This is a genomic window from Bradyrhizobium sp. BRP19 (genome assembly GCF_020194195.1).
Lineage (GTDB): Bacteria > Pseudomonadota > Alphaproteobacteria > Rhizobiales > Xanthobacteraceae > Bradyrhizobium > Bradyrhizobium yuanmingense.
This window is the reverse complement of the sequence record NZ_JADYVZ010000003.1, coordinates 271139-294190: the sequence shown is the minus strand read 5'-3', so window position 1 is coordinate 294190 and position 23052 is coordinate 271139. Positions and strand designations below refer to the sequence as shown.

Sequence of the window (23052 nt, the reverse complement as noted above, 5' to 3'; positions counted from 1 at the left end):
TCTTACCGGGACGCGCGTATAGTTGAGTAGAAATGGCTGATTACTATCCGCTGATCGCCCGCGCTATTGCCGCCCTGGACCCCAACGCTCCCGGCGAAAGCCGTCGCGCGCTCTATGAACGGGCGCGCACGGCCCTGATCGCGCAGCTGCGCAGCGTGCAGCCGCCGCTCTCCGAATCCGAGATCACCCGGGAACGGCTGTCGCTGGAGGAGGCCGTCCGCAAGGTCGAATCGGAGGCCGCCCAGCGGGCCCGCGAGGCCTCGCGTCCCGGTGGCGCCGCCCGCTCCGGCTCGAGTGGCGATGCCTTCCGCCGCGCCAGCACCCGTGCCACCGAGGCCAACCCTGCAGCAGTGCCGCCGCGCACGCGTCCGGCCCCGACGCCGCCGCGCGCCGACCGCCCGTCCTTCAACGTCGACGACCAGGGCGAGGCCCCGCGGCCGCCGCGCGCGCCCCGTTTCGACGCCCCGCGCCCACCTGGCCCCGCCGCCCCGCCGCCGGAGCCGCCGGCCGGCCGCGATCGCCAGGGTGGGCGGCGTCCGCCCGACGTCGGCCCCCCGCCGCCGCTGCCGTCCTCACCCGGCGTGCGCGGCTTCCGCGACATCACGGCCGACGCCAACGATCTCGGCGGTGCCGCCGCGCAGGCCAGCCGCGCCGCGCGCCGCACCTACGCCAACGTGCCCTCGCCCTCGCCGGAATTCGACCGGCTGGAGCCGAGCCTGGAAAACCGCGCCGGCGAGACCGAAGCGCCCTATTCCTACGACGAGTCGATCGAGGAGGCCGAGCGCTACGCGCCGCAGCCGCCGTCGCCGCGTCCGCGCATCGCCCCCGATCGCGACGTCAAGAAGCGCGCCCGCACCGGCTCCGCCTTTCCGTTCAAGAGCGCGATTGCCGTCGGCATCGTGCTCATCCTGGTCGGCGCCGGCATTCTCTGGGGCAAGCAACTGGTCCAGATCGTCAACGGCTTTCTCAAGCCGTCCGCGACGCAAGTTGCTGACACGCCGACGACGCGGGCGCAGCCGCAGAGCAAGCCCAAGATTCCCGATCGCGTCGGTCAGCCCTCGGCGGACCAGCCGGTCGCGCCGGTGGCGCAGAAGGTCGTGCTCTACGACGAGGATCCGTCCGATCCGAAGGGCAAGCAATATGTCGGCTCGGTGGTGTGGCGGCTCGAGCCGATCAAGGCCTCGGGCAACCAGAAGGCCGACGTCGCCGTGCGCGCCGACATCGAGATTCCCGACCGCAAGTTCAAGATGACGATGTCGTTCCGCCGCAACACCGATTCCTCGTTGCCGGCGAGCCACACGGCGGAGCTGACCTTCATCCTGCCGCAGGATTTCCCCGGCGGCAGCGTCTCCAACGTGCCGGGCATCTTGATGAAGTCGAACGAGCAGGCCCGCGGCACGCCGCTCGCCGGCCTCGCGGTCAAGGTCACCGACGGCTTCTTCCTGGTCGGCCTCTCCAATGTCGACGCCGACCGCGCCCGCAACGTCCAGCTCCTGAAGGAGCGCTCCTGGTTCGACGTGCCGCTGGTCTACGCCAACCAGCGCCGCGCCATCATCGCCATCGAGAAGGGCGCCCCCGGCGAGCGCGCCTTCAACGACGCCTTCGCGCAGTGGGGCGATTGAGGCTCTTCTGTCATTCCGGGGCGCGCGTAGCGCGAACCCGGAATCCATTTCACCGCGTACATGCCGCCCGATGGATTCCGGGCTCGTGCTTCGCACGCCCCGGAATGACGTCCGAGAGGACTACTGCGCCGCGGCTTCCCGCTTGCGCGATGCCGCGGCGGCGGCGTGCTGGCGGTCCATCACGGCGCGGCAGCCGGGGCTGACCTGCGCCTTGTTCCGCACCATGCAGGCGGTGATCCGCGGGATGTCGGGAATCTCGCTGGAGCACAGCCGCATGGCGTCACCCGAGCACATCTGCTGGGCTTCTTGCGTGAAGGCGAAACTGGGTGAGGTCTGGAGAGCGAAGGTGGTGGCGACTGCGAAGAGCGAAGCGATGGTCTGAAGGCGTGTCATGTGGAATGGATCCCCGAGTTCCCTTAAGGCTTGAGCCGCTTGGTTTTGGGGCGCCGCACGCGGCTTGATCTGCCGCATGTCGCAGCCTTCACGTCGGGAGCTTCGATCCCGCGTGTGGTCGCTCGACTTCTTGATGCTCGAATCGAAAGTGCTGCGCCGCCCGAGCGAAGTATGCGCCATTGTCACGCGCCCGCAATGGCCGGCACAAAGGAATTCGCAATTGTTGCACGCCAGTCACGTCGCGCGATCGGATCAGCCGATTGGAGACGCTTGTTCCTCATCGCTCGCGCCGAGAGCGGCGGCGTGCTCCTCGACAGCGGTAACGCCCTTGGGCGTCAGTTCGAACAGATCGCCGTCTTTCATCACGTAGCCGTCGGCGATCAATTGCCCCATCTTGCCCTGCGGGTCGTCGGCAAAGGCAACGGATTGGCTGATGTCCCGCAGGATCGAGAGCTCTTCGTCGTGCAACATGGCGTCACTCTCCGTTCGCGGGTATGGGTACGTCCTCACATGCCGTGGCTCTGAAACACCTTGCTGCAGGACTTCGACAGCTTGGCCCGGTTGGCTTGCAGGCAGCTCTGCACCGCGCCGTCATTGCCGAGGTCCTTGCGGCAGAAGCGCTGCGCATCGCGCGTGCAAGCCTGCCGCTCCTGCGGCGTGCCCATCTGGCCTTGGGCCAGCGCGGGTGCCGTCGGCAGGCTGCTCAGGGCCGCCAGCGCGATCGTCGCCAGGAGAAATTTGCGGGCCATCGGCGGCTCCAGTCTGCCAGGGGTCAATTCAGGTCCAGCATGAACTCATCGCCTTGCCACTTGTTCCCCTTAAGGAGCCCGGCGCCCGCTGTTCAAGGTTCCCGCTGCGCTGCTATAACGCCTGCAGAGTGTGAGGTGCTTGATGAAACGCTATCTGGTATTTGCGCTGGTCGTCCCATTCATCGGCGGGTTCCTGCTGCTGCTGACGACGACCTACCAGTCCGGCTATTGGGCTCAGACCAACCTCGGCGAGGTCGGCAAGCTGTTCGCGGTGTTCTTCAAGACGCTCCAATACAGCTACCTGTTCGGGTTCTTGCCTGCGCTGATGATCGGCGCAGTCGATGACATCCTGATTCACATCCGCCGGATCGGGCCGGTCTTGCGGATGCTCCTGGTCGGCCTGTTCGCCTTCGCTCTGGCCTCGCTCACCCACAGCTCGCGCGGGCCGGATTCGGGCGCGGTGCAGTTCATCCTGTACGGGCTCGTCGGTTTCGTGCCGGCGGTGATTTCATCCTGGCTGGTGCATCGCTACGTCGAGGAGCCGCAAGCCGCGCCGGTGCCGACCTGACGCGCGGCGTTCGGGCGCGGCCGCAACCTCCGCCGCGCTGGCGCGTTCACTGAAGGCCATGGCCATGCAAGACGACGACATCCTCGCTCCGCGCAAATCCCGTTCCGGGAGCGGCTCGCATGCGCGCTTTTCGCGCGACGAGGCGCGCGGCCCGATCATCGACCAGGACGGCCACGAGATCAGGCCGGAAAGCCTGGAGCAGGGATTTCGCGAGTTTCGTTTCGAGTTCGGTCAAGGCAGCCCGTTCGGCAATCTGACGCGCGAGCAGCGGATCGCGCGGCTCGAGGCGATCGCCAAGCTGCTCGACGTCGCCTTCATCCTGCCCGGCACCAACATCCGCTACGGCATCGACGGGCTGATCGGATTGATTCCCGTCGTCGGCGACGTCATCACCACCGCGATCTCGCTGTGGCTGGTGCGCGAAGCCCGCGCGCTGGGCGCGCCCTGGCACATCACGGCGCGCATGCTCGGCAATGTCGCGGTTGACGGCGTGGTCGGCCTCGTCCCGTTCGCGGGCGACGCCTTCGACGTCATGTTCCGCGCCAACACGCGCAACGTCCGCCTGCTCCAGCGCTGGCTGGAAAAGCAGCCGCGGATGTAGCCTGGCTGAGAGCGCTCGCCGCGAGTCCGACTGGTCGACAATGCGCTCCATCTCCCAGAGTCGTCATTGCGAGCGCAGCGAAGCAATCCAGAATCTTTCCGCGGAGGGACGCTGGATTGCTTCGCTGCGCTCGCAATGACGGATGAAAGATAGCGGGTGAGAAAGCCCCCAAACACAAAAGGCGCGACGACCTTTCGGCCATCGCGCCTTCTGCGCACATCGAACTTTGTTGCGAAAGCTTACGCCGCGTCGGCGTCGGTCTCCGCGGCCGGGGCCGGCTTGGGCCGGCGGGGCAGCGGGAAGGCATCGCTCTCGTACAGCGAGCGGATGCCGTTCTGGTCGAAGCGCGCTTCCTCGACCTGGAGATAGGCGCCGTTCAGCGAGTCCGTCGGCAACTGCTCCATCGCGAACTGCACGGCTTCGGCCGCAGTGCCGAACCGCCGATAGGTGAAGCCCGCGCGCTTCTTCTTGCGGATGGCGGCGGGGAAAAGTTCGGCGGAGGTGTTGAAGTTGAACGGACGCAGTGGACGCATGGTCAAAGACCTCGTGATCTTCTCTGGGGCTTTAAGCGCGTGGGGTTGGGGAGGGCAGGGGCCGCAATCGAGCGGGCCCGCCGCATGTCGTTGTCGCCCTCTAATATAGGCCGATTTGACAAAAATGCGACCCCCGCGATGCGAGATGATGAATCAGCGCATGGCAGCCCCGCGGAGACGAAACCTATCAATGTTTCAATGACTTATATGGCTTAAACTTTGCCAAGAAGCAGCAGCACGACCAGGATCACCAGCACGACCCCGCCGATCCCGATGCCGGAATGGCCAAGGCCATAGCCGTAGCCGCCGAACCGGCCGGACAGGCCGCCGACGAGATAGATGATCACCAGGATGATTAGGATGGTCCCAAGCGCCATGGCATCCTCCCTGGCGGCCACCGAAATGCGATGATCGGCCGCACCGCCAGAGCAGAAAAGCACATCGCGCCGCCGGGTTCCACGGGGGAACCCGGCGGCGGGCTTGGGTTATTTGGGCTCGAGCTTCAGGGCCGCGGAATTGATGCAGTAGCGCAGGCCGGTCGGCCCGGGGCCGTCGGGGAAGACGTGGCCGAGATGGCCGCTGCATTTGGAGCAGAGCACCTCGGTGCGGATCATGCCGTGGCTGGTGTCCCGCTCCTCGTCGATGTGGCTCTCGACCGCGGGCTGGGTGAAGCTCGGCCAGCCGCAGCCGGAATCGAACTTGGCATCCGACTCGAACAGCACATTGCCGCAGCCGGCACAGACATAGGTGCCGGCACGGTGGTCGTGCTCATATTCGCCCGAGAAGGGACGCTCGGTCGCCTTCTCGCGCAGCACGGCGTATTGCATCGGCGTCAGCTCGCGCCGCCACTGCTCTTCACTCTTGATGACCTTGTCGTCGGTCGCTTTCGTCTTGGTGTCGGGCATGGGTCTCCCGTTGCTTTGGGGATCTCGCGATCAGTTGGTGGCCTTGCCGGCATTCACCAGCGTCGGCTTCTCGATGTAGTTATCCGCGAACAGCTTTTTCAGGTTCTCGACCTTCGGGATGTCGTTATAGACGATGTAGGGCTGGTTCGGGTGCAGCGTCAGATAATCCTGGTGATAGGCCTCCGCCGGATAGAACGCCTCCAGCGCGCCGATCTTGGTCACGATCGGCTTGTTGAACACCTTGGCGCCGTTGAGCTGGGCGATATAGGCCTCCGCGACCTTCTTCTGCTCGTCCGACGTGGTGAAGATGGCCGAGCGATATTGCGGGCCGACGTCGGGACCCTGGCGGTTGAGCTGGGTCGGGTCGTGCACCACCGAGAAGTAGATCTGGAGGATCTTGCCGTAGGAGATCTTCTTCGGGTCGTACTTGATCTCGACCACCTCGGCATGGCCGGAGCGGCCGCTCGACACGGTCTTGTAGTCGGCGGTCGCCTTGGTGCCGCCGGCATAGCCGGAGACCGCGTTGACGACGCCTGCGGTGTGCTGGAAGACGCCTTGCACGCCCCAGAAGCAGCCGCCGGCGAGCACGGCGGTCTGGACGCCGCTCGCGGGCGCCGCGTCCAATGTAGGGGCTGGGATCACGACCGCCTCCTCCGCGGCCCGCGACGGCATCACGAAAGTCAGCGTCAGGGCGGTGGTTGCGGCGAGCAGGGTGGCGAGGGCGGTTCGGCGCATGGCATCCTCTTTCGGAAGGGCTGACAGTCTAGGGCGGTCGGGACCGGGCGAACAGCCTGCCCGGCCGCGTTTTCGCATCATCCGAGATACGGGCCGTACCGCAGATTGTTACGCCGGGGCGGACACGAGACCGTGAGGACGCGGCTGACGCGGCGACGGGCCGGCTTGGCGGGATGCGGAACTCCGCGCTAGATGAACCGGCGCGATCGATGATCGACCAAATGGTGGCTGGAGCTGGCCTGACAACATGCTGCGCGTCGTACTCCTGATCCTGGCCGTCCTCGCCGCCGGCACTTGCTTTGCCGCGGCCGATCTCCGAGCCGGCGACGATCTCGCTTTGTGCCGCGACCGCCAGGCCGAGCTGCAGGCCCGCGCCGCCGCCTGCGAGAATCTGCTGAGCGCCGATCGCCTCACCGCCAAGGACATGGCGATCGCCCTGTCCGCGCGTGGCAATGTCCTGCTCAACAAGCGCGACCATGTCCACGCGATCGAGACGCTGTCCATGGCCATCGACCTCGATCCCGACAACGTCGTCGCGCTCCACCTGCGCGGCCTCGCCTATGAGCGGAGCGGGCAGGAGGATCTCGCGATGGCCGACTACAATCTCGCGCTCCGGAAACGCCCGGCCTATGGCGTTCCCTACAACAACCGCGGCGTCATCCACGCGCGCCGCGGCGCGCTGCAGAGCGCGATCGACGATTTCAGCCTGTCGATCAAGTACACCCCGAAATTCCTGCTCGCCTGGACCAATCGCGCCCGCGCGCGCACGCTGTTGAAGGATTTCGACGGCGCCATCGCCGATTTCGCCGAGGCCGAGAAGATTGATGCGGCTGCGCCGCAGATCGCCGGCAACCGCTGCGTCACTTACGGCATGATGGGCAAGTTCGACCACGCCCTGGCCGATTGCAATGGCCTGATCGAAAAGCAGCCCAGGAACGCGTTCGCGATCAACAACCGCGCCGACCTCAACATGATGAAGGGCGATCTCGACGCCGCGCTGAAGGATTACAACACGGTCATCCAGATCAACCCGAACAATGTCCGCGCCCATTCCGGCCGCGGCCAGATCTACGAGCGCAGGAAGGATCTCGCGCAGGCCCGCGCCGATTATCGCGCCGCCGCCTATTCGCTGACGAGGTTCGACGAGACCGAGGTTGCGCGCGCCCGCGCCATGGCGCAGGAGCGGCTCGCCGCCCTGACGCCGAAGGAGGCGGCGAGCGCGACGACCGGCCGTCGCGTCGCGCTGGTGGTCGGCAACGGCGCCTACAAGAACGTCCATGCGTTGCCAAATCCGCCGCGCGACTCGAAGCTGATCGCCGGCGTGCTGCGCGACCTCGGCTTCCAGACCGTGATGGACACCAGGGACCTCACCCGCGATGCGCTCTTCCAGACGCTGAAGGCCTTCGCCGAGGAAGCGGAAAAGGCCGATTGGGCCATGGTCTATTATGCCGGCCATGGTTTCGAGATCGGCGGGGTGAACTATCTCGTTCCGGTCGACGCCAAGCTCACCGCCGACAAGGACGCCGAGACCGAGGCCGTCGCGCTCGAGCAGGTGATCGCCGCGGTCGGCGCGGCGCGAAAAGTGCGCCTCGTGGTCCTCGATGCCTGCCGCGACAATCCGTTCGCGCCGGCCATGCAGCGCACGCTGTCGCTGAAGCTGGTCGAGAAGGGCTTTTCCAACATCGAGCCCGGTGCGGGCTTCATGGTCGTCTACGCCGCTAAGCACGGCCAGACCGCGATGGATGGCGATGGTAGCCCCAACAGCCCGTTCGCCACCGCGCTCGCGCGCGAGATCAAGCAGCCGAAGGTCGAGATCCGAAAATTGTTCGACATCGTCCGCGACGACGTCTGGGCCGCGACCAGGCACGAGCAGCAGCCGTTCACCTATGGGTCGCCGCCCGGGCGGGAAGATTTTTACTTCGTCGCGGGGAAATAGCCGCGCTCACGCCAGCGAATTGAACCAGTCGAACGCCGTCGCGTGTCCGTTCAGAACGGCCGCTTCGCCATAGAGGCTCGACAGGAACGTGCCGCGATGGCTTGCGCCATTGACCGCGACGCCCGCGGCGAAATGCCCGCCGGCGGCGATTGCGGGCCGCACCAGCCGGGGATGCAGCGCCTCATCGGCCAGCCCGTAGTAAAATCTGATCGGGGAATCGTACTGCCAGTACGTCGCACCATTGCCACCAAGGCGGCGCCCAATGCGCTGTTGGTCTCGTTGGTGAAGCGATCGAAGAAGCCTTCGACCAGGAAATCGCCGGCGGGCGGAATGCTCTTCGCGATCTCGCCCTCGAGGCTGTAATCGGACCAGTATTTCTCCGCGAAGGCTTGATATTGGGGCTTGACCGCCGTCTTGAACAAGTCGGTCAGCCCGTAGTAGCGGCGATAGCTGCCGAGCAGGACGATCAGGCAGGGTGTGATCCAGGCCGGCGGCATCGGGTAGGAGGTTTCCGAGGCCGGAATATAGGCCGTGGGGTTCGTCCAATAGTGAAAGCTCTCGGCGAGATCATTGAACGGACTCTGTGTGGCGGTCGCCCGCACCTTGATGCCGCGGCGCTGCAGCTCCTGTTTCAGCCACTGCGTGTTCAAGGCGCCTTGCGACCAACCGTTCAGGAACAGGTTTGATTGGCGCAGGCTCAGTGTCCGCAATTCGTGCAACCCTGCCGTCAGGATGTCGAGGCAGCATTGCACCGTCGCGCCCTTCACGGCATAGGCTTCGCTCCGACCGTTGCGATAAGGGCCCTTGCCGACATAATCGGCCGCGACGACCGCATAGCCGTTGCCGGCGAAGCGCTGGATATTGAACAGGGTCTCGATCGAATCGACTTTGTCGCGCAGCTCGTAATTTTCGTCCTTCAGCCGCAGCAGGTTCGACGGGACCTGGTCGAAGGAGAGGATCGTGCCGTGCTGCCATGACAGGAGCGGCAAGGTGCCGCGCGCGCCGACCGGAACCGCAAGCAGGCCGCTGACCTTGACGCGTTCTCCGGTATCCGGGATGCGCGTGAAGGTGACGATGCGCCGCAGCTCCACGTCGTTTCGTGCCGCATATCTTTCGGGAAAGGCAGCTGGCAGGATATTGCCTTCGTTGAAGACGGCGTAGAACTTTGCGGCCAGCGTATTGAGCCGTTCCTTGGAGACGCGCACAGGCTTGCCCGCATCCGTGCGTCGTACCTGCGCCGGCAAGCCAAAAGCGGTTTCCGGAATTGTGGTCGAGAGCGCAAGGCCCGCTGCCGCGCTTCCGGACTTGAGGAAGCTCCGGCGGCTCACTGCAACATCATCGAGCCGGCGATCGAGGTCGTCAGGCTTTGTCGCGCGAGAGGTCATGCGTTCCACTCCGAGGCTGATACAGCACAAAGCCTAGCGGGCGGTGAACGCACCTCGTCGTGGCTGCTCATTGTGCGGGTCCGTGGCCCGGATGAGCGCAGCTACAAGCGGCGGATATCGCTACGCTCATCCGCGCTACGGCAGCTTCATACCACCACGCTCAGCCGTTTCGCGGCACGCGTGATGCCGGTATAGAGCCACCGCGCCCGCGAATCCTGGAACGCAAAGCTCTCGTCGAACAGCACGACGTCGTCCCATTGCGAGCCCTGCGATTTGTGCACGGTCAGGACGTAGCCGTAGTCGAACTCGTCATAGGGCTTGCGCTGCTCCCAAGCGATCTGCTCGACGCCGCCCTCGAAGCAATCGGCGCGCACTGAGACCTTGGTCACCTTGTGACCGAAATCCTCATCCGGCGACAACCGCATTGAGAGGATGCGCGATTTCGATCGCGAGGTGTTGCGCGACTTGACGCGCCACAGGCCGCCATTGAACAGGCCCTTCTTGCGGTTGTTGCGCAGGCACACCAGCTTGTCGCCGGCGACCGGGAACTGGTCCTCGATGTTCTGGCGCTGGCGCACCCGCATGTTGTAGGCGCGGCGCGTGTTGTTGCGGCCGACCAGGATCTGGTCGGCGCCCATGACGCGATCGGGATCGAGCTCCTTGCGCGAGACGACCTCGCTCTCGCCGTAACGGCCAATGTCGAGTTCGCGTCCCTCGCGGACGTCCATCGACATCCGCACGATCGGATCGTCCTGGGCCTGGCGATGCACCTCTGTCAGCATCGCGTCCGGCTCGGAATTGGTGAAGAAGCCGCCGCCCTGGATCGGCGGCAACTGCGCGGGATCGCCCAGCACGAGGAGGGGACAGTCGAACGACATCAGGTCGCGCCCCAGTTCGGCGTCGACCATCGAGCATTCGTCGATCACGATCAGCTTGGCCTTGGAGGCGGGCGCGTCGTCCCACAGCTCGAAGCTCGGCTGCTCCTCGCCGGATTCGCGGGCGCGGTAGATCAACGAATGAATGGTGGAGGCGCCGTCGCAGCCCTTGTTGCGCATGACGAGGGCCGCCTTGCCGGTGAAGGCGGCGAACTTCACCTCGCCGTCGACACCCTCGGCAATGTGCCGCGCCAGCGTGGTCTTGCCGGTGCCGGCAAAGCCGAACAGGCGGAACACCGGCGGCGTGCCGCCCCGTCCCGGCTTGGCCTTGAGCCAGTCGCCGACGGCCTTGAGCGCAGCATCCTGATGCGGGGTGAAAGTGGCCATGTCTGTCTTGAGGGAGCGGCGAATGAGGCGATTCGCCTTCCCCCAAACTAACCATTCGCCCCGCTGGTTCAAGCGCGGGCCCGTCGCATTTGAAGTCCGTTCTCGGCCGCCATCCTTCGAGACGCCCGCCTTTGGCGGGCCCTCAGGATGAGGGCTGAGTGCGCGGCGGCATTTTTGGCGGGCAAGATGCCGTTGAGCCTCATCCTGAGGAGGCTGCGAAGCAGCCGTCTCGAAGGACGAGGCGTTCACTGAGGCGTCGCCAAACCCTACTGCCAGCCGGGAACGCCGCGCATGTCGGGCAGCTGGTGGGCGATGCCCTTGTGGCAGTCGATGCAGGTCTTTTCCTTGGTGAAGAGGAAGCGCTGGTGCGCCACCGAGGCCCGCGGCGATTGCTTGGTGATGTCCATGGAATCAGCGCTGTGGCAGTTGCGGCATTCCAGCGAGTCGTTGGCCTTGAAGCGCGCCCATTCGTGCGCGGCGAGCTCGAGCCGGTGATCCTGGAATTTCTCGCGGGTGTCGATCGTGCCGAAGATCTTGCCCCAGACCTCCTTGGAGGCCTGCATCTTTCGCGCGATCTTGTCGGTCCAGTTGTGCGGCACGTGGCAGTCCGGGCAGGTCGCGCGCACGCCGGAGCGGTTGGTGAAGTGGACGGTCGACTTCAGCTCGGCGTAGACATTGTCCTTCATCTCGTGGCAGCCGGTGCAGAACTTCTCGGTGTTGGTGATTTCCAGCGCGGTGTTGAAGCCGCCCCAGAAGATCACGCCGGCGACGAAACCGGCCAGCACCAGGGTGCCGAGCGCGAACACCGAGCTCGGCCGGGTCAGCACCTGCCACAGCTCGAGCAGGAACGCCCGGCTGCGCGCGATGACGCCGCGCTTGGCATTCAGCTCGGCGTTGGGATCGTCGGCAGTCGTCGTCATCTGCGGCCACCCGGGCTTGCGCGTGACAGCAGCGTGTCGATGTCGGTGAAATCGTTGCTGACCGGAGGATTGGCGGTGTTCTGCGGCACGTGGCATTCGGTGCAGAAGAAGCGGCGCGGCGAGACCGAGGCCAGGAACTGGCCGTCGCGATCCATGAAGTGCGTGATCGACACCATCGGCGCCTGCGACTCCGCCGTGCGCGCCCGTGCATGGCAGGACAGGCATTTGTTGCCGTTGAGGTCGACCTGGTAGCCGTCGATATTGTGCGGGATGACGGGCGGCTGCTCCGGATAGTTGCGCACCTCCTTCTCGGAGGTGTTGCGGTTCGGCAGCATCGGCGGCGCCGGGCCCTCGTCGTTGAGCGGGGTCGGGCCGCGCAGGCCGGAGGTCACCGTCTGCGCCGTCAGCGAGCTCGTGCCCGCTGCGATCGCGAAGGCGAGCAGGATGATTGCGGATCGTTTCATCATGACATGTTCACCCGCTCGATGCGCACGGCGCATTTTTTGAAGTCGGTCTGCAGCGAGATCGGATCGGTGGCGTCGAGCGTCACCTTGTTGATCAGCTTGGATTCGTCGAACCAAGGCACGAAGACGAGGCCGCGCGGCGGCCGGTCGCGGCCGCGCGTCTCGACGCGGGCGCGGATGAAGCCGCGGCGGGAGACCACCTTCACCTCGTCGCCGCGGCGCAGCTTCGCCTCCTGCGCATCGTCCGGATGCATGAAGCAGACCGCTTCTGGAAAAGCCTTGAACAGTTCGGGCACGCGGCGCGTCATGGTGCCGGAATGCCAGTGCTCCAGCACGCGGCCGGTGGAGAGCCAGTAGGGATATTCGTTATCGGGCGATTCCGCCGGCGGCTCGTAGGGCAGCGCGAAGATGCGGGCCTTGCCGTCGGCATGGCCGTAGAACTGCACGTTGGTGCCCTGCTTGACGTAGGGGTCGCTGCCTTCGCGGAAGCGCCACTTGGTCTCCTGGCCGTTGACGACGGGCCAGCGCAGGCCGCGCTCCCGGTGATAGGTGTCGAACGGCGCGAGGTCGTGGCCATGGCCGCGGCCGAACTGGGCATATTCCTCGAACAGGCCCTTGTGGACGTAGAAGCCGAACGCCTTGGTTTCGTCGTTGGCATAGCCCGGCTCGATATCGGTGACCGGGAATTTGTCGACCTGGCCATTCTTGTAGAGCACGTCGAACAGGGTCTTGCCGCGATATTCCGGCTTCTTGGCGATCAGCTCCGCGGGCCAGACCTCCTCGATTCTAAAGCGCTTGGAGAACTCCATGAGTTGCCAGAGATCCGACTTCGAATCGCCCGGCGCGGGGACGAGCTGGTGCCAGAACTGGGTGCGCCGCTCGGCATTGCCGTAGGCGCCTTCCTTCTCCACCCACATCGCGGTGGGCAGGATCAGATCGGCGGCGAGCGCCGTCACGGTTGGATAGGCATCGGAGACCACGATGAAATTGTCGGGGTTGCGGAAGCCTGGATAGATCTCCTCGTTGACGTTGGGACCGGCCTGCAGGTTGTTGTTGACCTGCACCCAATAGGCGTTGATCAGGCCGTCCTTCAGCATCCGGCTTTGCAGCACGGCGTGCGCGCCCGGCTTGTCCGGAATGGTGCCTTCGGGCAGCTGCCAGATCTGCTCCGTGTGGTCGCGATGCTTCTTGTTGGTCACCACCATGTCCGCGGGCAGACGGTGCGAGAAGGTGCCGACCTCGCGCGCGGTGCCGCAGGCCGAGGGCTGGCCGGTCAGCGAGAACGGGCTGTTGCCGGGCGCGGAGATCTTTCCGGTCAAAAGGTGGATGTTGTAGACGAGGTTGTTGCACCAGACGCCGCGGGTGTGCTGGTTGAAGCCCATGGTCCAGAACGAGACCACTTTTGTCTTCGGGTCGGCATACAACTCGGCCAGCGCCTCGAGCCGGTTCAGCGGCACGCCCGACATTTGGGCGGCTTTCTCCAGCGTGTACTCCGACACGAACTTGGCGAATTCGTCATAGCTCATGTCGGTGGCGTCGTTGGGTTTCGCCGCGCCCGTCGCCTTCTTCTGCAGCGGATGCTCGGGCCGCAGGCCGTAGCCGATGTCGGTCTGGCCGCGCTTGAACACGGTATGTGCGGCAACGAAGTCCTTGTTGACGCGACCGGTCTTGATGATGTGGTTGGCGATGGCGTTGAGGATGTACAGGTCGGTGTGCGGCTTGAACACCATGCCGATGTCGGCGAGGTCGAACGAGCGGTGCTCGAAGGTGGAGAGCACGGCGACGCGGACATGCGGTGCGGACAGCCGACGGTCGGCGATGCGCGTCCACAGGATCGGATGCATCTCCGCCATGTTGGAGCCCCACAGCACGAAGGCATCGGTGGCCTCGATGTCGTCGTAGCAGCCGGCCGGCTCGTCGATGCCGAAGGTGCGCATCATGCCGGCGACCGCCGAGGCCATGCAGTGCCGCGCATTGGGATCGATGTTGTTGGTGCGGAAGCCGGCCTTGAACAGCTTGACGGCGGCATAGCCTTCCCAGATCGTCCACTGGCCGGAGCCGAACATGGCGACGCCGTTGGGGCCGCGCTTCTTGATCGCTTCCTTCCACTTCAGCTCCATGATGTCGAAGGCTTCGGTCCAGGTGACGGGCGTGAACTCGCCGTTCTTGTCGTACTTGCCGCCCGTCTTGCGCAGCATCGGCTGCGTCAGCCGGTCATGGCCGTACATGATCTTGGAGAGGAAGTAGCCCTTGACGCAGTTGAGGCCGCGATTGACCTCGGCCTTGATGTCGCCGTGGGTGGCGACGACGCGGTTGTCCTTGGTCGCGACCATCACCGAGCAGCCTGTGCCGCAGAAGCGGCAGGCGGCCTTGTCCCATTTCAATTCGCTCTCCTTCCGCTCGGCGGCGAGGTTGGCGGCGAGCGCCGGTGCCGGCAGGCCGGCGGCGGCCGCGGCGATCGCGGCGGCCTCGAGCTTGAGCATCTGGCGGCGGTCGAGCTTCGGCGATGTCATGATGGCTCTTCCTGACTCAGGCGGTTTCAATGGCGTGGAAGACGAGCGCTGCGGAATAGACGTTCGGCAGCGACTGGATGGTGTTGAGCATGGTGCCAAGGCTGCCGGCATCCGCCGCTTCAGCCACGACGACGAGCTTTCCGCGCGCGTCGCGGGCATGAATCTCGCAGCCGGGAAGCGCTGCGATCTCCGCTTCCAGTTCGGCAAGGCGCTCGGGCCGCGCCTGCACGATGATGCTGGCGATCTCGGCGCCCGGCGGCGCGATGACGCGGTCGGCGCTGAGCATCCGGCCGGTGATCAAGGCGCGGCGGTTGAGTGTGGCGTGAGCCATGATGCCTGTCTTTCGCTGGTTGCCGATCAATGCGGGGAGGGCGGCGGGCCGGGAGGGCCGGCGAACATCTGGTAGATCCAGACGCCAAGGCCGTAACTGCCGACGGTCCCGACCGCGAGCACGGGCATCACGATCGCGGTCAGGAACAGGAAGGCGAAAATCTCCATGCGCTTACGGCGCACGCGCGACGTCGTGTCGTCAGGGGCCGACATATTCGGTCTCTTGAAGCTGTGGGGAATCGTGACGGCATCCGGGCCGTCGCCTTGCTGCACTTTAGATACGTTCCACCCGACAGCGCGTTGATTTGGATCAATGTCGGTTGGCTGCTTCTCGCTGCGCCGGAGGATGGATCGTCTCCCACGCGGCGGAATTGCGCATCCGTAGACAGCGTCGCCTCGCGCATTAAGATGCCGTCAACAACAACAAGCGGGAGAGCGACGCCATGAAGTTCGGCATCTTCTACGAGCTGCAGCTGCCGCGGCCCTGGGCGGCCGGCGATGAGCTCGCCCTCTACCAGAACGCGCTGTCCCAGATGGAGCTCGCCGACAGGCTCGGCTACGACCATGCCTGGGTGGTCGAGCATCACTTCCTCGAAGAATATTCGCACTCGCCCTCGCCGGAATCCTTCCTGGCTGCCGCAAGCCAGCGCACCAAGAACATCCGGCTCGGCCACGGCATCCTCCAGCTCACCACCAATCATCCGGCGCGGGTTGCCGAGCGCGTCGCAGTGCTGGATTTGCTCAGCAACGGCCGCTGCGAGTTCGGCATGGGCGAGAGCGCCTCGATCACCGAGCTCGAGCCGTTCGGCCGCGACATGGAGACCAAGAAGGAGGTGTTCGAGGAGGCGGTCGCGGCCATCTTCCCGATGTTCAAGGACGCAGGCTCAGAGCATCACGGCAAATATTTCGACATCCCCTTGCGCAACGTCGTGCCCAAGCCGGTGCAGAAGCCGCACCCGCCGCTGTGGATGGCCTGCTCGCAGCTGCCGACCATCGAACGTGCCGGCCGCCACGGCTTCGGTGCGCTCGGCTTCCAGTTCGTCAGCGCCGATGCCGCGCATGCCTGGGTGCACGCCTATTACAACGCCATCACCAAGCGGCTGCACAAGCTCGCCGACTACGAGATCAATCCGAACATGGCGCTGGTCTCGTTCTTCATGTGCGCGAAGACGGATGAAGAGGCGCGCGCCCGCGCCGACGGCGCCACCTTCTTCCAGTTTGCGCTGCGCTTCTACGGCGCTTCGCAGAGCCGCCAGCGCCCCGCGCCCTACACCGTCAACATGTGGGACGAGTACAACAAGTGGAAGCGCGACAATCCGCAAGCCCAGGAGGCGGCGCTGCGTGGCGGCCTGATCGGCTCACCCGACACGATCCGCAAGAAGCTGAAGCGCTTCCAGTCCTCGCACATCGATCAGGTCATCCTGCTCAACCAGGCCGGCAAGAACAGCCACGAGCATATCTGCGAGTCGCTGGAGCTGTTCGGCCGCGAGGTGATGCCGGAGTTCCAGAACGATCCGGCGCAGGCGGCCTGGAAGCAGGGCGTGATGAGCGGCGAGATCGAGCTGGAAGAGATCGATACCGAGGCCTTCATCGATCGCTACGGCAAGCTGGCGATCAACGTGGCCCCCGCGAAGGCGGCGGCGGGGTAGCGTGTAAGCAACGACAGGTCCTGCTTCCTGGCGCTGAAGCCGGTGCGGTGAGCCGCGCAGGAGTGCGGCGTTTTGACCCGGAGCAGACCTTTCGAACTCTCTGCATCCAGCAATGGCTGGGCGCTCGACGTCGCTCTCCCTTGCGCTGCTTCACGCATATCGTCGTCCCAGCAAGCGCCCAAGCGGCGCGAGGAACGATTCAACACAGCGTGAGTTCGACCTCAAATCCAAGAAACAAAGCAAGAGGGTAACGCGATGACACGATCCGTGGAGGAGTTGAGACGGGAGTCCGAGCGTAGCCGCGCCGAGCTGGCGGCAACGGTCGGACGGTTGAAGGAGCAGATATCGGACACCGCCGAGGACATTCGCCACAAAGTCTCGCCGCAGCACATCAAATCCGAAGTCACCGAATACGTCAGCCACAAGACCCAGAGCTGGGTCGAAGGGCTCAAGCAACAGATCATGGACAACCCGATGGGCGCAGTGGCCGCGGGCGCCGCAGTGGGCGTTCCGTTGCTTCGGTTGGTGCGAGGTACGCCGTTGCCACTTCTCATGATCGGCGCAGGACTCGCCCTGACCTCGAAGACGGTGCGCGATCGTGCTGCAGACGTCACCGGCCCGGTCTTGGACAAAGCCGGGCACATGCTTGAGGGGGTGGCCGAGGGCGCACGGGCGATGCAGGGTGATGCCAAGGAGACGCTGTCCTCCGCGCAAAGCCGAACCGCTGGCATGGCTGATGACGCGCAGGAGAAGGCCGCCGGCATTGCCTCGGATCTGCGGGAGAGCGCGGTGCGTGCTGCCAGTTTTGCGAGTGAAAAGCTCAAGAGTGGCATGAATGCAACCAGGGATGCCGCCGCGAGCGCGCCTGACCAGGCCCGGCAGGCCATTGGCGACAATGCTGCGCTCATCGGCGGCCTGGGCATCGCGATCGGCGCCATCATTGCGGCTGCTCTTCCCGAGACCAAGGTCGAAGCTAAGGTGATGGGCCGGACGAGCGACGGGGTGAAGCAGGCTGCTGCCGCCGCGGCGCAATCCGGGTTCGAGGCCGCGAAAGACGCCACCACGTCGGCGGCCGATGCTGCGGCGCAAAGGGTCGCCGATGCTGATCTCGGCACCCATGCCAGCCGCATGACGCAGAACATGGCGGACACTCTGAAGGAGGCTGCGGACGACGTGGTCAAAGCTGCCTTTAGCCCCTCTCAAACCAACACCTGAAGGAAACCATCATGAGCGATTTGGACCCGCACAACGTGAAGCAGTTCGCAAAGAACCAGGACAAGGGCACCGCGAAGGACATGAAAGAGCAGATCGGCGATGCCGGAGCGGAGATGAAGCAGCGCGCCGGCGATGCGTTCCGGGCATCGGCCGACGTCGCGCGAGACAAGTTCGGCGAGGCCGCGGATGCAGCAAAGGGCGTCGCGGACGGAACCATGGACCAGATCCAGAGCCAGGCGCGCGAACAGCAGCGATCGGGCGCCGATTTCGTCGAGCGCCTCGCGGACAACATCCGCGAGGCCGGCCGGGCTTTCGAGAGCGACGTACCGTTCGCCGCACGCGGCATCGGTTCGGCGGCGGACTATGTCGAGGATGCCGCTCGGAAGATCCGGGACGGAAGTTTCCGAGATCTTGTCGCAGGCGCGACCGATTTCGCCAAACGTCAGCCGGCCGCCTTTCTTGGCATATCGGTGCTGGCTGGCTTCGCGGCCGTTCGCTTCCTGAAGGCATCGGGCGGACAGTCGTCATCCCAACGGCAGCGCAACACCCCCGGCAGCAGGTCGGGGAGCGGGCAAACGTCGGGTGGGACCCCGTTTTCGGCGGGAGAGCAAAACTGGAATCAGGAGTCCGGGACCCGTAACCCCCATACGCAACAATCCTCATCCTTCCAGGGCAGCACGTTACCATGAGCATCGAGCGCGATATCAAAACCAGCAAAAGCGAGTTCAGGGAAATCTCGACGCTGCTCGGCGATGCCATGTCGCAGTTCGCCAAGCTGTTCCAGAACGAGATCGACCTGGCAAAGGCAGAACTTGGCGAGAAGCTCCAGAAGATCGGCGGCGCCGTCGGCTTGATCGTAGGCGGCGCCGTTCTGGTGATCCCGGCCATCGTCATGGCCTTATTCGCTCTATCCGCCGCATTGATCTCCGCAGGATGGTCGCAGCCGCTGTCATATCTGACATCGGCAGTCATCGCTGCGGCCGTCGCCGCCGCGCTGGTCGCCATGGGCATGAACCGGCTTGATATGCGTCAGCTGGCTCCCCGCGAAACGATCGGCCAGCTGGAAAAAGACAAGGACACCGTGAAGGGAATGGTGCGATGAGCAGCACAAAGACCGGCTTTATCGACAATCTGGTAACCGCCGCCAGGGACAACCCGCTTGCCGCGGCCCTCATCGGAGGCGGCGCACTTTGGCTGTTGGCCGGCGACCAGAGGCTGAAGACTGTGGCGCGTTCCGCTGCCGAGGCCGTCGAACCTGTTGCCGATATCGGGACGAGTGGTTTCAGGTCGGCAGCATCCGCGATCAAGCGGACCGTGGCGCCGCCGACCGCCCCCGAAATGGACAACGACGGCTCGCAAGGGTTCGGGGAGACCCTGCGTGGCGCGACCGCCGCCACTTCCGATACTGTCTCGCAGGCCGCCGAGGGCGTCCGGGATCGTTTCGACGAGGGCGTCGCCTTCGCGCAGGAGCAATTCAGCAAGCTGAGCAATGCGCTTCCGAACAAGGACACCATGACGAGTGCGAAGTCGTCACTGGCAGACATGCTGGAGCGGCAACCGCTCGTGCTGGGGGTCGTGGGCATCGCAATTGGTGCTGCCGTGGCGGGCGCGTTCCGCGCCTCCGAGATCGAGAACCAGTATATCGGAGACGTCAGCGACGACGTGAAGGCTGACCTGAACCGGCGCGCCGGTGCGGTCTCGCAGGCCATGCGCGAAGCCTCGGACACGGTTGTCTCGGAAATCAGCGATACCGGCGCCGAAATTGTGGACCGAGTCAAGCAGGCCGGGATGGACGCCGCGGCAGCTGCCCGTGCCGAGGTGAAGTCTCCGCAATGAGGCGAGGGAGAGCGGGTGCGCTGGCCACGCGCCCCGCTCTGGTTGGGTGATCAGGCAGGTGGGTTGTCCTGAAGGCGAACCTAATCCCAGTATGGAATGGCCGGACGGGCGATCATCAGCCAGAAGATCATCAGCACGGCCGCGAAAGCCGGAAAGCCGAAGGCGAACCACCACCAGAACAGACGGTGATAGCGGGCGGGCAGCTTGCCGTTGCTCGCGACCGCTGCGACGGCGAGATCGCGCATCTGCATCTGCATCCACACCACCGGCAGCCAGAAGGCGCCGATCACGAGATACAGTGCAATCGACGCCGCCACCCAGCCGTCGCCGAGGGAATACCCGCTCGACCAGGCGAGCCATGTCCCGGTGATCGGCTGCAGGATCACGGCACTCGCCGTGAACAGGAAGTCGGCCAGCACCACCGTCCGCGCGACGCCCGCGATCTCGCGCGGGTCGCCGCGCAGATGCGCCACCAGCATGAAGAAGGCGATGCCGGCCCCGGTGCCGAGCAGCACGGCAGCGCCGATGATGTGCGCCATCTTCACGAGGAAGTAGAGCATCAGCGATCCTCGCGGATGGCCATGGCGACCAGGTTGAGCATGATCACCGGCCAGATCTTCAGCATCGGTCCCAGCGGATCGGCCCACAGTCGCGGCACCAGGACGGTGCCGATCACGGCATAGGTGAGCGAGATGATCAGTGCGGCCCAGAGTCCGTAGCGGCTCAGAGGCCGCCAGAGAATGGCGATGCCGATGACGATGTCGGCGAGCGCGCCCGCGGTGACGACGAGCGCCGCGACGTTCCCTTGCAGCCCGCCTTCAAGCAGCAACGACATGCCGATATTCCAGCCCGCGCTCAGCGAGATGATGCCGGTGGCGATCCAGAACGCGCCGAAGACGCCAAAGATCAGCGGCTTGAGCGCATACAGCTGTGCAAACCAGCGTTCCTGCACCGACGCAGGCTCGCGTGCGAGCACGACTTCGAGATCGCGCGGTGGAGTGCCGGTCAATCGACGCCAGGGCTCGGGATCGCCGGTCGCACCGCGGCGCATTTCCGCCTGTGCCGTCGTGTTGATGGGCGTTGGCCATCCCAGCATCTGCGCAACGTCGCCCGCACGATAGGCAATTGAAGCCGCCCAGCGCGGCAGCTGCAGGCGATAGGCCGGGCGCCAGCGCAGCCAGGCGCGAAACAGCGCGACCGCATCGCTGAAGGCGATCCGCCGCGGGCCGGCCAGATCGACCGCGACCCGTGAAGGCGCGCCGGGCTGCAGGAAGAACAGCACGGTCTCAACGACGTCGTCGAGATGCACCGGTTGAATCGCCGCCGTGTCCGGCATGACCGGCAGAACCGGCAGCGCCGCCAGCCCGCGCAGCAGCGCGCTGCCACCATAGGCGGGCCGGCCGACCACGACAGAAGGCCGCAGCACCACCCAATCGAGCTCCCGCGCCATCAAGGCGGCTTCGCCCTCGCGCTTGGTGCGGGAAAAATCGCTGAGCGCATCGACATTGCTGCCGATTGCCGAGAACAGGATGACCCTGCGGACCCCGGCGGTCTCGCAGGCCGCATAGAGTGCCGCGCTGCCGGCGACATGAACGCCTTGCATGTCCTGTCCCTGCAGCGCACCCGCTGCATTGATCACGGCATCGACGCCGGCGAGAAGGCCCTTCCATTTCGACACATCGGTGGTCCGGGCGACGTCGAGCGCGACGTGGCGAGGATCGTGCGCCGCCGCGGGATGACGCGACACCAAGATGCAGTCATGTCCTTCGGCGGACAGCCTGGCGTGGATCGCCGATCCGATAAGTCCTGTAGCCCCGACGAGAAGGATGCGCATCGACTGATCCTTCGATGAGCGGCCTGGGCAACGCCCTGATCAAGCCTTGAAGATACGGACCAATAAAGCGGGGCTGCAATCGTTCCTCGCGGGGGAACTGATGGGTTTGGCTGCAGGCAGAGAACCGGACACCCCGCCCCGCGCAGCTCCCTTGAAGTCAATGGCGGATGATAGAAAGGGTACGGAGCGACGCAGCGGCGTGATCCGCGAATGCCCTCACAGCCGGTGCGGTGCGCCGGGAACCGGGAATCACGACTTGAACCGGTACGGCCGGCGGCTCATAGGCCGGAAGAAGACGCACGAGCTTGCCTGACGAAATCTCGGCTTCGACCTGATAGGATAACAGTCGAGCGATGCCTTGGCCCGATGTCACGGCGGCAATGACCGTGTCGAGATCTGTCGTCATGAGGCGCGGCATCATGCGAACCGTGTGCAAGCGACCTCGATTCTGAAAACGCAGTTCGGTCGGCCCCGCAAATCCGGAAAAGAACACGACATCGTGCTTCGGTATGTCTCGCGGATGTCGAAGCTCACGTTGCCTGCGCAAGTAGGAAGGGCTGGCCACCAGGACGCGACGGACCGACCCCACTGATCTGACGACGAGGCGCGAGTCGCGCGGCTGACCTATCCTGACCGCAACATCGATGCCTTCACTGATCAGGTCGAGCGATCTTTCACCCATGATGAGCTCGATACGGATCGCCGGATGAGCGTCAAGGAAGCTCGATACGATCGGAGCGACATGACGGCGTCCGAAGATGGTGGGAGCGGCTATTCGCAGGATACCGTGCAGCGGAGCCCCTTCCGTCTCGACAAGCCTGCTCATGACGGTCGAGTAGCCGTTGACCAGCTCGCGGGCGCGCTCAGCAAAGTGGCGTCCGGCATCCGTCGGTGCAAGACGGCGGGTTGTTCGCTCCACCAATCGTCTTCCGACCCTTTCCTCGAGGGCCGCAAGCGCGCGAGTGACCGCGGGAGGCGAACGCTTCAATCGCTTTGCTGCGCCTACCAGACTTCCAACCTCAACTATCGCGACGAATGTCGCAAGTTCATCGAGCCTGTCCATCGGATCATTCCCCGAAATGGAATTGTGACTTTCAGCATTAATTCTAGTGCAATTCAGGAGGTCGTAATAGCCTTCGAATGCGGTCGGCAGCGGAGGCGATCATGATCGCGGCAGCGCGAGAGGCCATAAAGGCTGATAACGCAGACGCAGCGCTCGCGTTTTTCAACGAGCATCAGTGCCCCGCCTTTGTTTCGCAACTCGTTTCGAAAGGTGCCCTCATGCCCGCAGCATTGGAATTTCTGTTGTGGTGTGTCGCGCTCGCAACGTGGCTGATGCTTCTTTGCGCGCTGGTCAGTGAGCGCTTGAAGCGGCTCTCAAAGCTTTTCAGTCATCTGCGCGAGATTGCTTTCAGGCACAGGGTGAAGTGACTCGGTGGGGCCATCGGATCAGCCTCATCTGAGAAAATCGCGACGATGCCGTCTCGAAGGGGGAGGCGCAGCGTGAGACCCGCCAATGGTGTCTGCAACAGCCGAGCGGCCCTGGGCGGCGGTGCTCGTGAGCGCTTCCGGTAAGATTCCGTTGCTGCTATCCTCTCGCAA

27 protein-coding genes are annotated in these 23052 nt (G+C 64.9%); 10 read left to right on the top strand and 17 right to left on the bottom strand.

Translation table 11 applies throughout. From position 1 onward, the window contains the following. Positions 1 to 32: 32 nt before the first annotated feature. Complete coding sequence (locus tag I6F36_RS11670; RefSeq protein WP_225171471.1) at positions 33 to 1622, top strand: hypothetical protein; 1590 nt, start codon at positions 33 to 35, stop codon at positions 1620 to 1622. A 120-nt stretch (positions 1623 to 1742) separates the two neighbouring features. On the opposite strand, the gene I6F36_RS11665 is transcribed toward I6F36_RS11670, so the two are convergent. From I6F36_RS11665 to I6F36_RS11655, 3 genes are all read right to left on the bottom strand, one after another. Then, positions 1743 to 2015: a hypothetical protein gene (locus I6F36_RS11665; RefSeq protein WP_036022099.1), complete on the bottom strand. Its 273-nt coding sequence runs from the start codon at positions 2013 to 2015 to the stop codon at positions 1743 to 1745. Between the two features lie 252 nt (positions 2016 to 2267). Beyond that, positions 2268 to 2486, bottom strand: a complete 219-nt coding sequence (locus I6F36_RS11660) for a hypothetical protein (RefSeq protein WP_035998908.1) — start codon at positions 2484 to 2486, stop codon at positions 2268 to 2270. A gap of 35 nt (positions 2487 to 2521) precedes the next feature. Continuing rightward, positions 2522 to 2764, bottom strand: coding sequence for a hypothetical protein (locus tag I6F36_RS11655; RefSeq protein WP_225115171.1), 243 nt, complete (start codon positions 2762 to 2764; stop codon positions 2522 to 2524). 142 nt (positions 2765 to 2906) lie between these two features. On the opposite strand from I6F36_RS11655, the gene I6F36_RS11650 reads away from it, so the two are divergent. Together I6F36_RS11650 and I6F36_RS11645 are read left to right on the top strand one after the other, a co-directional pair. Then, entirely contained in the window at positions 2907 to 3332 is a 426-nt protein-coding gene (locus tag I6F36_RS11650) for a DUF5413 family protein (protein WP_035998913.1), read from the top strand. Between the two features lie 58 nt (positions 3333 to 3390). Continuing rightward, on the top strand, positions 3391 to 3933 hold the full coding sequence (locus I6F36_RS11645) for a DUF4112 domain-containing protein (protein WP_085972009.1): 543 nt from the start codon (positions 3391 to 3393) through the stop codon (positions 3931 to 3933). A 239-nt stretch (positions 3934 to 4172) separates the two neighbouring features. Here I6F36_RS11645 and I6F36_RS11640 read toward each other — a convergent pair whose 3' ends face one another. The 4 genes from I6F36_RS11640 to msrA form a co-directional block, all read right to left on the bottom strand. Further along, a complete protein-coding gene (locus tag I6F36_RS11640; RefSeq protein WP_024337713.1) occupies positions 4173 to 4466 on the bottom strand; it encodes a hypothetical protein in 294 nt (97 codons plus the stop codon). Positions 4467 to 4678: 212 nt separating this feature from the next. Beyond that, positions 4679 to 4843, bottom strand: coding sequence for a DUF3309 family protein (locus I6F36_RS11635; protein WP_035998916.1), 165 nt, complete (start codon positions 4841 to 4843; stop codon positions 4679 to 4681). Positions 4844 to 4951: 108 nt separating this feature from the next. Then, the gene (msrB, locus tag I6F36_RS11630; RefSeq protein WP_035998918.1) at positions 4952 to 5371 is read right to left on the bottom strand and encodes a peptide-methionine (R)-S-oxide reductase MsrB; all 420 of its coding nucleotides are present in this window, start codon (positions 5369 to 5371) and stop codon (positions 4952 to 4954) included. A 30-nt stretch (positions 5372 to 5401) separates the two neighbouring features. Next, complete coding sequence (gene msrA / locus I6F36_RS11625) at positions 5402 to 6106, bottom strand: peptide-methionine (S)-S-oxide reductase MsrA (RefSeq protein WP_225171470.1); 705 nt, start codon at positions 6104 to 6106, stop codon at positions 5402 to 5404. 247 nt (positions 6107 to 6353) lie between these two features. Between msrA and I6F36_RS11620 the strand changes: the two genes are divergently transcribed. Further along, entirely contained in the window at positions 6354 to 8042 is a 1689-nt protein-coding gene (locus tag I6F36_RS11620; RefSeq protein ID WP_225171469.1) for a caspase family protein, read from the top strand. Between the two features lie 50 nt (positions 8043 to 8092). Here I6F36_RS11620 and I6F36_RS11615 read toward each other — a convergent pair whose 3' ends face one another. The 7 genes from I6F36_RS11615 to napE form a co-directional block, all read right to left on the bottom strand. Continuing rightward, positions 8093 to 9427 (bottom strand): S9 family peptidase, encoded by a 1335-nt coding sequence (locus I6F36_RS11615; RefSeq protein ID WP_225126248.1) that lies wholly within the window; start codon positions 9425 to 9427, stop codon positions 8093 to 8095. A 146-nt stretch (positions 9428 to 9573) separates the two neighbouring features. Beyond that, positions 9574 to 10689, bottom strand: a complete 1116-nt coding sequence (locus I6F36_RS11610; RefSeq protein WP_035998929.1) for an ATP-dependent RecD-like DNA helicase — start codon at positions 10687 to 10689, stop codon at positions 9574 to 9576. A 266-nt stretch (positions 10690 to 10955) separates the two neighbouring features. Continuing rightward, entirely contained in the window at positions 10956 to 11609 is a 654-nt protein-coding gene (locus I6F36_RS11605) for a NapC/NirT family cytochrome c (RefSeq protein ID WP_035998932.1), read from the bottom strand. After that, a complete protein-coding gene (locus I6F36_RS11600) occupies positions 11606 to 12076 on the bottom strand; it encodes a nitrate reductase cytochrome c-type subunit (protein WP_035998936.1) in 471 nt (156 codons plus the stop codon). The genes I6F36_RS11605 and I6F36_RS11600 overlap by 4 nt, the downstream gene beginning before the upstream one ends. After that, positions 12073 to 14586, bottom strand: coding sequence for a nitrate reductase catalytic subunit NapA (napA, locus tag I6F36_RS11595; RefSeq protein WP_225171468.1), 2514 nt, complete (start codon positions 14584 to 14586; stop codon positions 12073 to 12075). Before napA ends, I6F36_RS11600 begins: the two co-directional genes overlap by 4 nt. Positions 14587 to 14602: 16 nt before the next feature. Then, positions 14603 to 14917 carry a chaperone NapD gene (locus I6F36_RS11590; protein WP_035998976.1) on the bottom strand — a complete coding sequence of 105 codons (315 nt, stop codon included), beginning with the start codon at positions 14915 to 14917 and terminating at the stop codon, positions 14603 to 14605. A 26-nt stretch (positions 14918 to 14943) separates the two neighbouring features. After that, a complete protein-coding gene (gene napE / locus I6F36_RS11585; protein ID WP_018318384.1) occupies positions 14944 to 15129 on the bottom strand; it encodes a periplasmic nitrate reductase, NapE protein in 186 nt (61 codons plus the stop codon). 230 nt (positions 15130 to 15359) lie between these two features. Between napE and I6F36_RS11580 the strand changes: the two genes are divergently transcribed. The 5 genes from I6F36_RS11580 (at position 15360) to I6F36_RS11560 (ending at position 19616) form a co-directional block, all read left to right on the top strand. Continuing rightward, positions 15360 to 16565 carry an LLM class flavin-dependent oxidoreductase gene (locus tag I6F36_RS11580; protein ID WP_225171467.1) on the top strand — a complete coding sequence of 402 codons (1206 nt, stop codon included), beginning with the start codon at positions 15360 to 15362 and terminating at the stop codon, positions 16563 to 16565. Positions 16566 to 16832: 267 nt separating this feature from the next. Further along, positions 16833 to 17780 (top strand): DUF3618 domain-containing protein, encoded by a 948-nt coding sequence (locus tag I6F36_RS11575; RefSeq protein WP_346656650.1) that lies wholly within the window; start codon positions 16833 to 16835, stop codon positions 17778 to 17780. Between the two features lie 11 nt (positions 17781 to 17791). After that, positions 17792 to 18469 (top strand): hypothetical protein, encoded by a 678-nt coding sequence (locus tag I6F36_RS11570; RefSeq protein ID WP_225171465.1) that lies wholly within the window; start codon positions 17792 to 17794, stop codon positions 18467 to 18469. Beyond that, positions 18466 to 18882: a phage holin family protein gene (locus I6F36_RS11565; protein WP_225171464.1), complete on the top strand. Its 417-nt coding sequence runs from the start codon at positions 18466 to 18468 to the stop codon at positions 18880 to 18882. The genes I6F36_RS11570 and I6F36_RS11565 overlap by 4 nt, the downstream gene beginning before the upstream one ends. After that, complete coding sequence (locus I6F36_RS11560) at positions 18879 to 19616, top strand: hypothetical protein (RefSeq protein ID WP_225171463.1); 738 nt, start codon at positions 18879 to 18881, stop codon at positions 19614 to 19616. The genes I6F36_RS11565 and I6F36_RS11560 overlap by 4 nt, the downstream gene beginning before the upstream one ends. Positions 19617 to 19696: 80 nt before the next feature. Here the strand turns inward: I6F36_RS11560 and I6F36_RS11555 are convergent, their stop codons facing one another. The 3 genes from I6F36_RS11555 to I6F36_RS11545 all read right to left on the bottom strand — a co-directional run bounded on the left by I6F36_RS11555 (position 19697) and on the right by I6F36_RS11545 (position 22513). After that, positions 19697 to 20176 carry a DUF2269 domain-containing protein gene (locus I6F36_RS11555; RefSeq protein ID WP_225126236.1) on the bottom strand — a complete coding sequence of 160 codons (480 nt, stop codon included), beginning with the start codon at positions 20174 to 20176 and terminating at the stop codon, positions 19697 to 19699. Next, positions 20176 to 21450, bottom strand: coding sequence for an SDR family oxidoreductase (locus I6F36_RS11550; protein ID WP_225171462.1), 1275 nt, complete (start codon positions 21448 to 21450; stop codon positions 20176 to 20178). The genes I6F36_RS11555 and I6F36_RS11550 overlap by 1 nt, the downstream gene beginning before the upstream one ends. A 157-nt stretch (positions 21451 to 21607) precedes the next feature. Next, positions 21608 to 22513 carry a LysR family transcriptional regulator gene (locus tag I6F36_RS11545; protein WP_225171461.1) on the bottom strand — a complete coding sequence of 302 codons (906 nt, stop codon included), beginning with the start codon at positions 22511 to 22513 and terminating at the stop codon, positions 21608 to 21610. A gap of 101 nt (positions 22514 to 22614) precedes the next feature. Between I6F36_RS11545 and I6F36_RS11540 the strand changes: the two genes are divergently transcribed. Then, complete coding sequence (locus tag I6F36_RS11540; protein ID WP_225171460.1) at positions 22615 to 22881, top strand: hypothetical protein; 267 nt, start codon at positions 22615 to 22617, stop codon at positions 22879 to 22881. Positions 22882 to 23052: the final 171 nt, after the last annotated feature.

Excerpts from the sequence above, each read along its gene's own strand:
- I6F36_RS11670 (WP_225171471.1), top strand. The coding sequence starts at position 33 with ATGGCTGATTACTATCCGCTGATCGCCCGCGCTATTGCCGCCCTGGAC.
- I6F36_RS11665 (WP_036022099.1), bottom strand. The coding sequence starts at position 2,015 with ATGACACGCCTTCAGACCATCGCTTCGCTCTTCGCAGTCGCCACCACC.
- I6F36_RS11660 (WP_035998908.1), bottom strand. The coding sequence starts at position 2,486 with ATGTTGCACGACGAAGAGCTCTCGATCCTGCGGGACATCAGCCAATCC.
- I6F36_RS11655 (WP_225115171.1), bottom strand. The coding sequence starts at position 2,764 with ATGGCCCGCAAATTTCTCCTGGCGACGATCGCGCTGGCGGCCCTGAGC.
- I6F36_RS11650 (WP_035998913.1), top strand. The coding sequence starts at position 2,907 with ATGAAACGCTATCTGGTATTTGCGCTGGTCGTCCCATTCATCGGCGGG.
- I6F36_RS11645 (WP_085972009.1), top strand. The coding sequence starts at position 3,391 with ATGGCCATGCAAGACGACGACATCCTCGCTCCGCGCAAATCCCGTTCC.
- I6F36_RS11640 (WP_024337713.1), bottom strand. The coding sequence starts at position 4,466 with ATGCGTCCACTGCGTCCGTTCAACTTCAACACCTCCGCCGAACTTTTC.
- I6F36_RS11635 (WP_035998916.1), bottom strand. The coding sequence starts at position 4,843 with ATGGCGCTTGGGACCATCCTAATCATCCTGGTGATCATCTATCTCGTC.
- msrB (WP_035998918.1), bottom strand. The coding sequence starts at position 5,371 with ATGCCCGACACCAAGACGAAAGCGACCGACGACAAGGTCATCAAGAGT.
- msrA (WP_225171470.1), bottom strand. The coding sequence starts at position 6,106 with ATGCGCCGAACCGCCCTCGCCACCCTGCTCGCCGCAACCACCGCCCTG.
- I6F36_RS11620 (WP_225171469.1), top strand. The coding sequence starts at position 6,354 with ATGCTGCGCGTCGTACTCCTGATCCTGGCCGTCCTCGCCGCCGGCACT.
- I6F36_RS11615 (WP_225126248.1), bottom strand. The coding sequence starts at position 9,427 with ATGACCTCTCGCGCGACAAAGCCTGACGACCTCGATCGCCGGCTCGAT.
- I6F36_RS11610 (WP_035998929.1), bottom strand. The coding sequence starts at position 10,689 with ATGGCCACTTTCACCCCGCATCAGGATGCTGCGCTCAAGGCCGTCGGC.
- I6F36_RS11605 (WP_035998932.1), bottom strand. The coding sequence starts at position 11,609 with ATGACGACGACTGCCGACGATCCCAACGCCGAGCTGAATGCCAAGCGC.
- I6F36_RS11600 (WP_035998936.1), bottom strand. The coding sequence starts at position 12,076 with ATGATGAAACGATCCGCAATCATCCTGCTCGCCTTCGCGATCGCAGCG.
- napA (WP_225171468.1), bottom strand. The coding sequence starts at position 14,586 with ATGACATCGCCGAAGCTCGACCGCCGCCAGATGCTCAAGCTCGAGGCC.
- I6F36_RS11590 (WP_035998976.1), bottom strand. The coding sequence starts at position 14,917 with ATGGCTCACGCCACACTCAACCGCCGCGCCTTGATCACCGGCCGGATG.
- napE (WP_018318384.1), bottom strand. The coding sequence starts at position 15,129 with ATGTCGGCCCCTGACGACACGACGTCGCGCGTGCGCCGTAAGCGCATG.
- I6F36_RS11580 (WP_225171467.1), top strand. The coding sequence starts at position 15,360 with ATGAAGTTCGGCATCTTCTACGAGCTGCAGCTGCCGCGGCCCTGGGCG.
- I6F36_RS11570 (WP_225171465.1), top strand. The coding sequence starts at position 17,792 with ATGAGCGATTTGGACCCGCACAACGTGAAGCAGTTCGCAAAGAACCAG.
- I6F36_RS11565 (WP_225171464.1), top strand. The coding sequence starts at position 18,466 with ATGAGCATCGAGCGCGATATCAAAACCAGCAAAAGCGAGTTCAGGGAA.
- I6F36_RS11560 (WP_225171463.1), top strand. The coding sequence starts at position 18,879 with ATGAGCAGCACAAAGACCGGCTTTATCGACAATCTGGTAACCGCCGCC.
- I6F36_RS11555 (WP_225126236.1), bottom strand. The coding sequence starts at position 20,176 with ATGCTCTACTTCCTCGTGAAGATGGCGCACATCATCGGCGCTGCCGTG.
- I6F36_RS11550 (WP_225171462.1), bottom strand. The coding sequence starts at position 21,450 with ATGCGCATCCTTCTCGTCGGGGCTACAGGACTTATCGGATCGGCGATC.
- I6F36_RS11545 (WP_225171461.1), bottom strand. The coding sequence starts at position 22,513 with ATGGACAGGCTCGATGAACTTGCGACATTCGTCGCGATAGTTGAGGTT.
- I6F36_RS11540 (WP_225171460.1), top strand. The coding sequence starts at position 22,615 with ATGATCGCGGCAGCGCGAGAGGCCATAAAGGCTGATAACGCAGACGCA.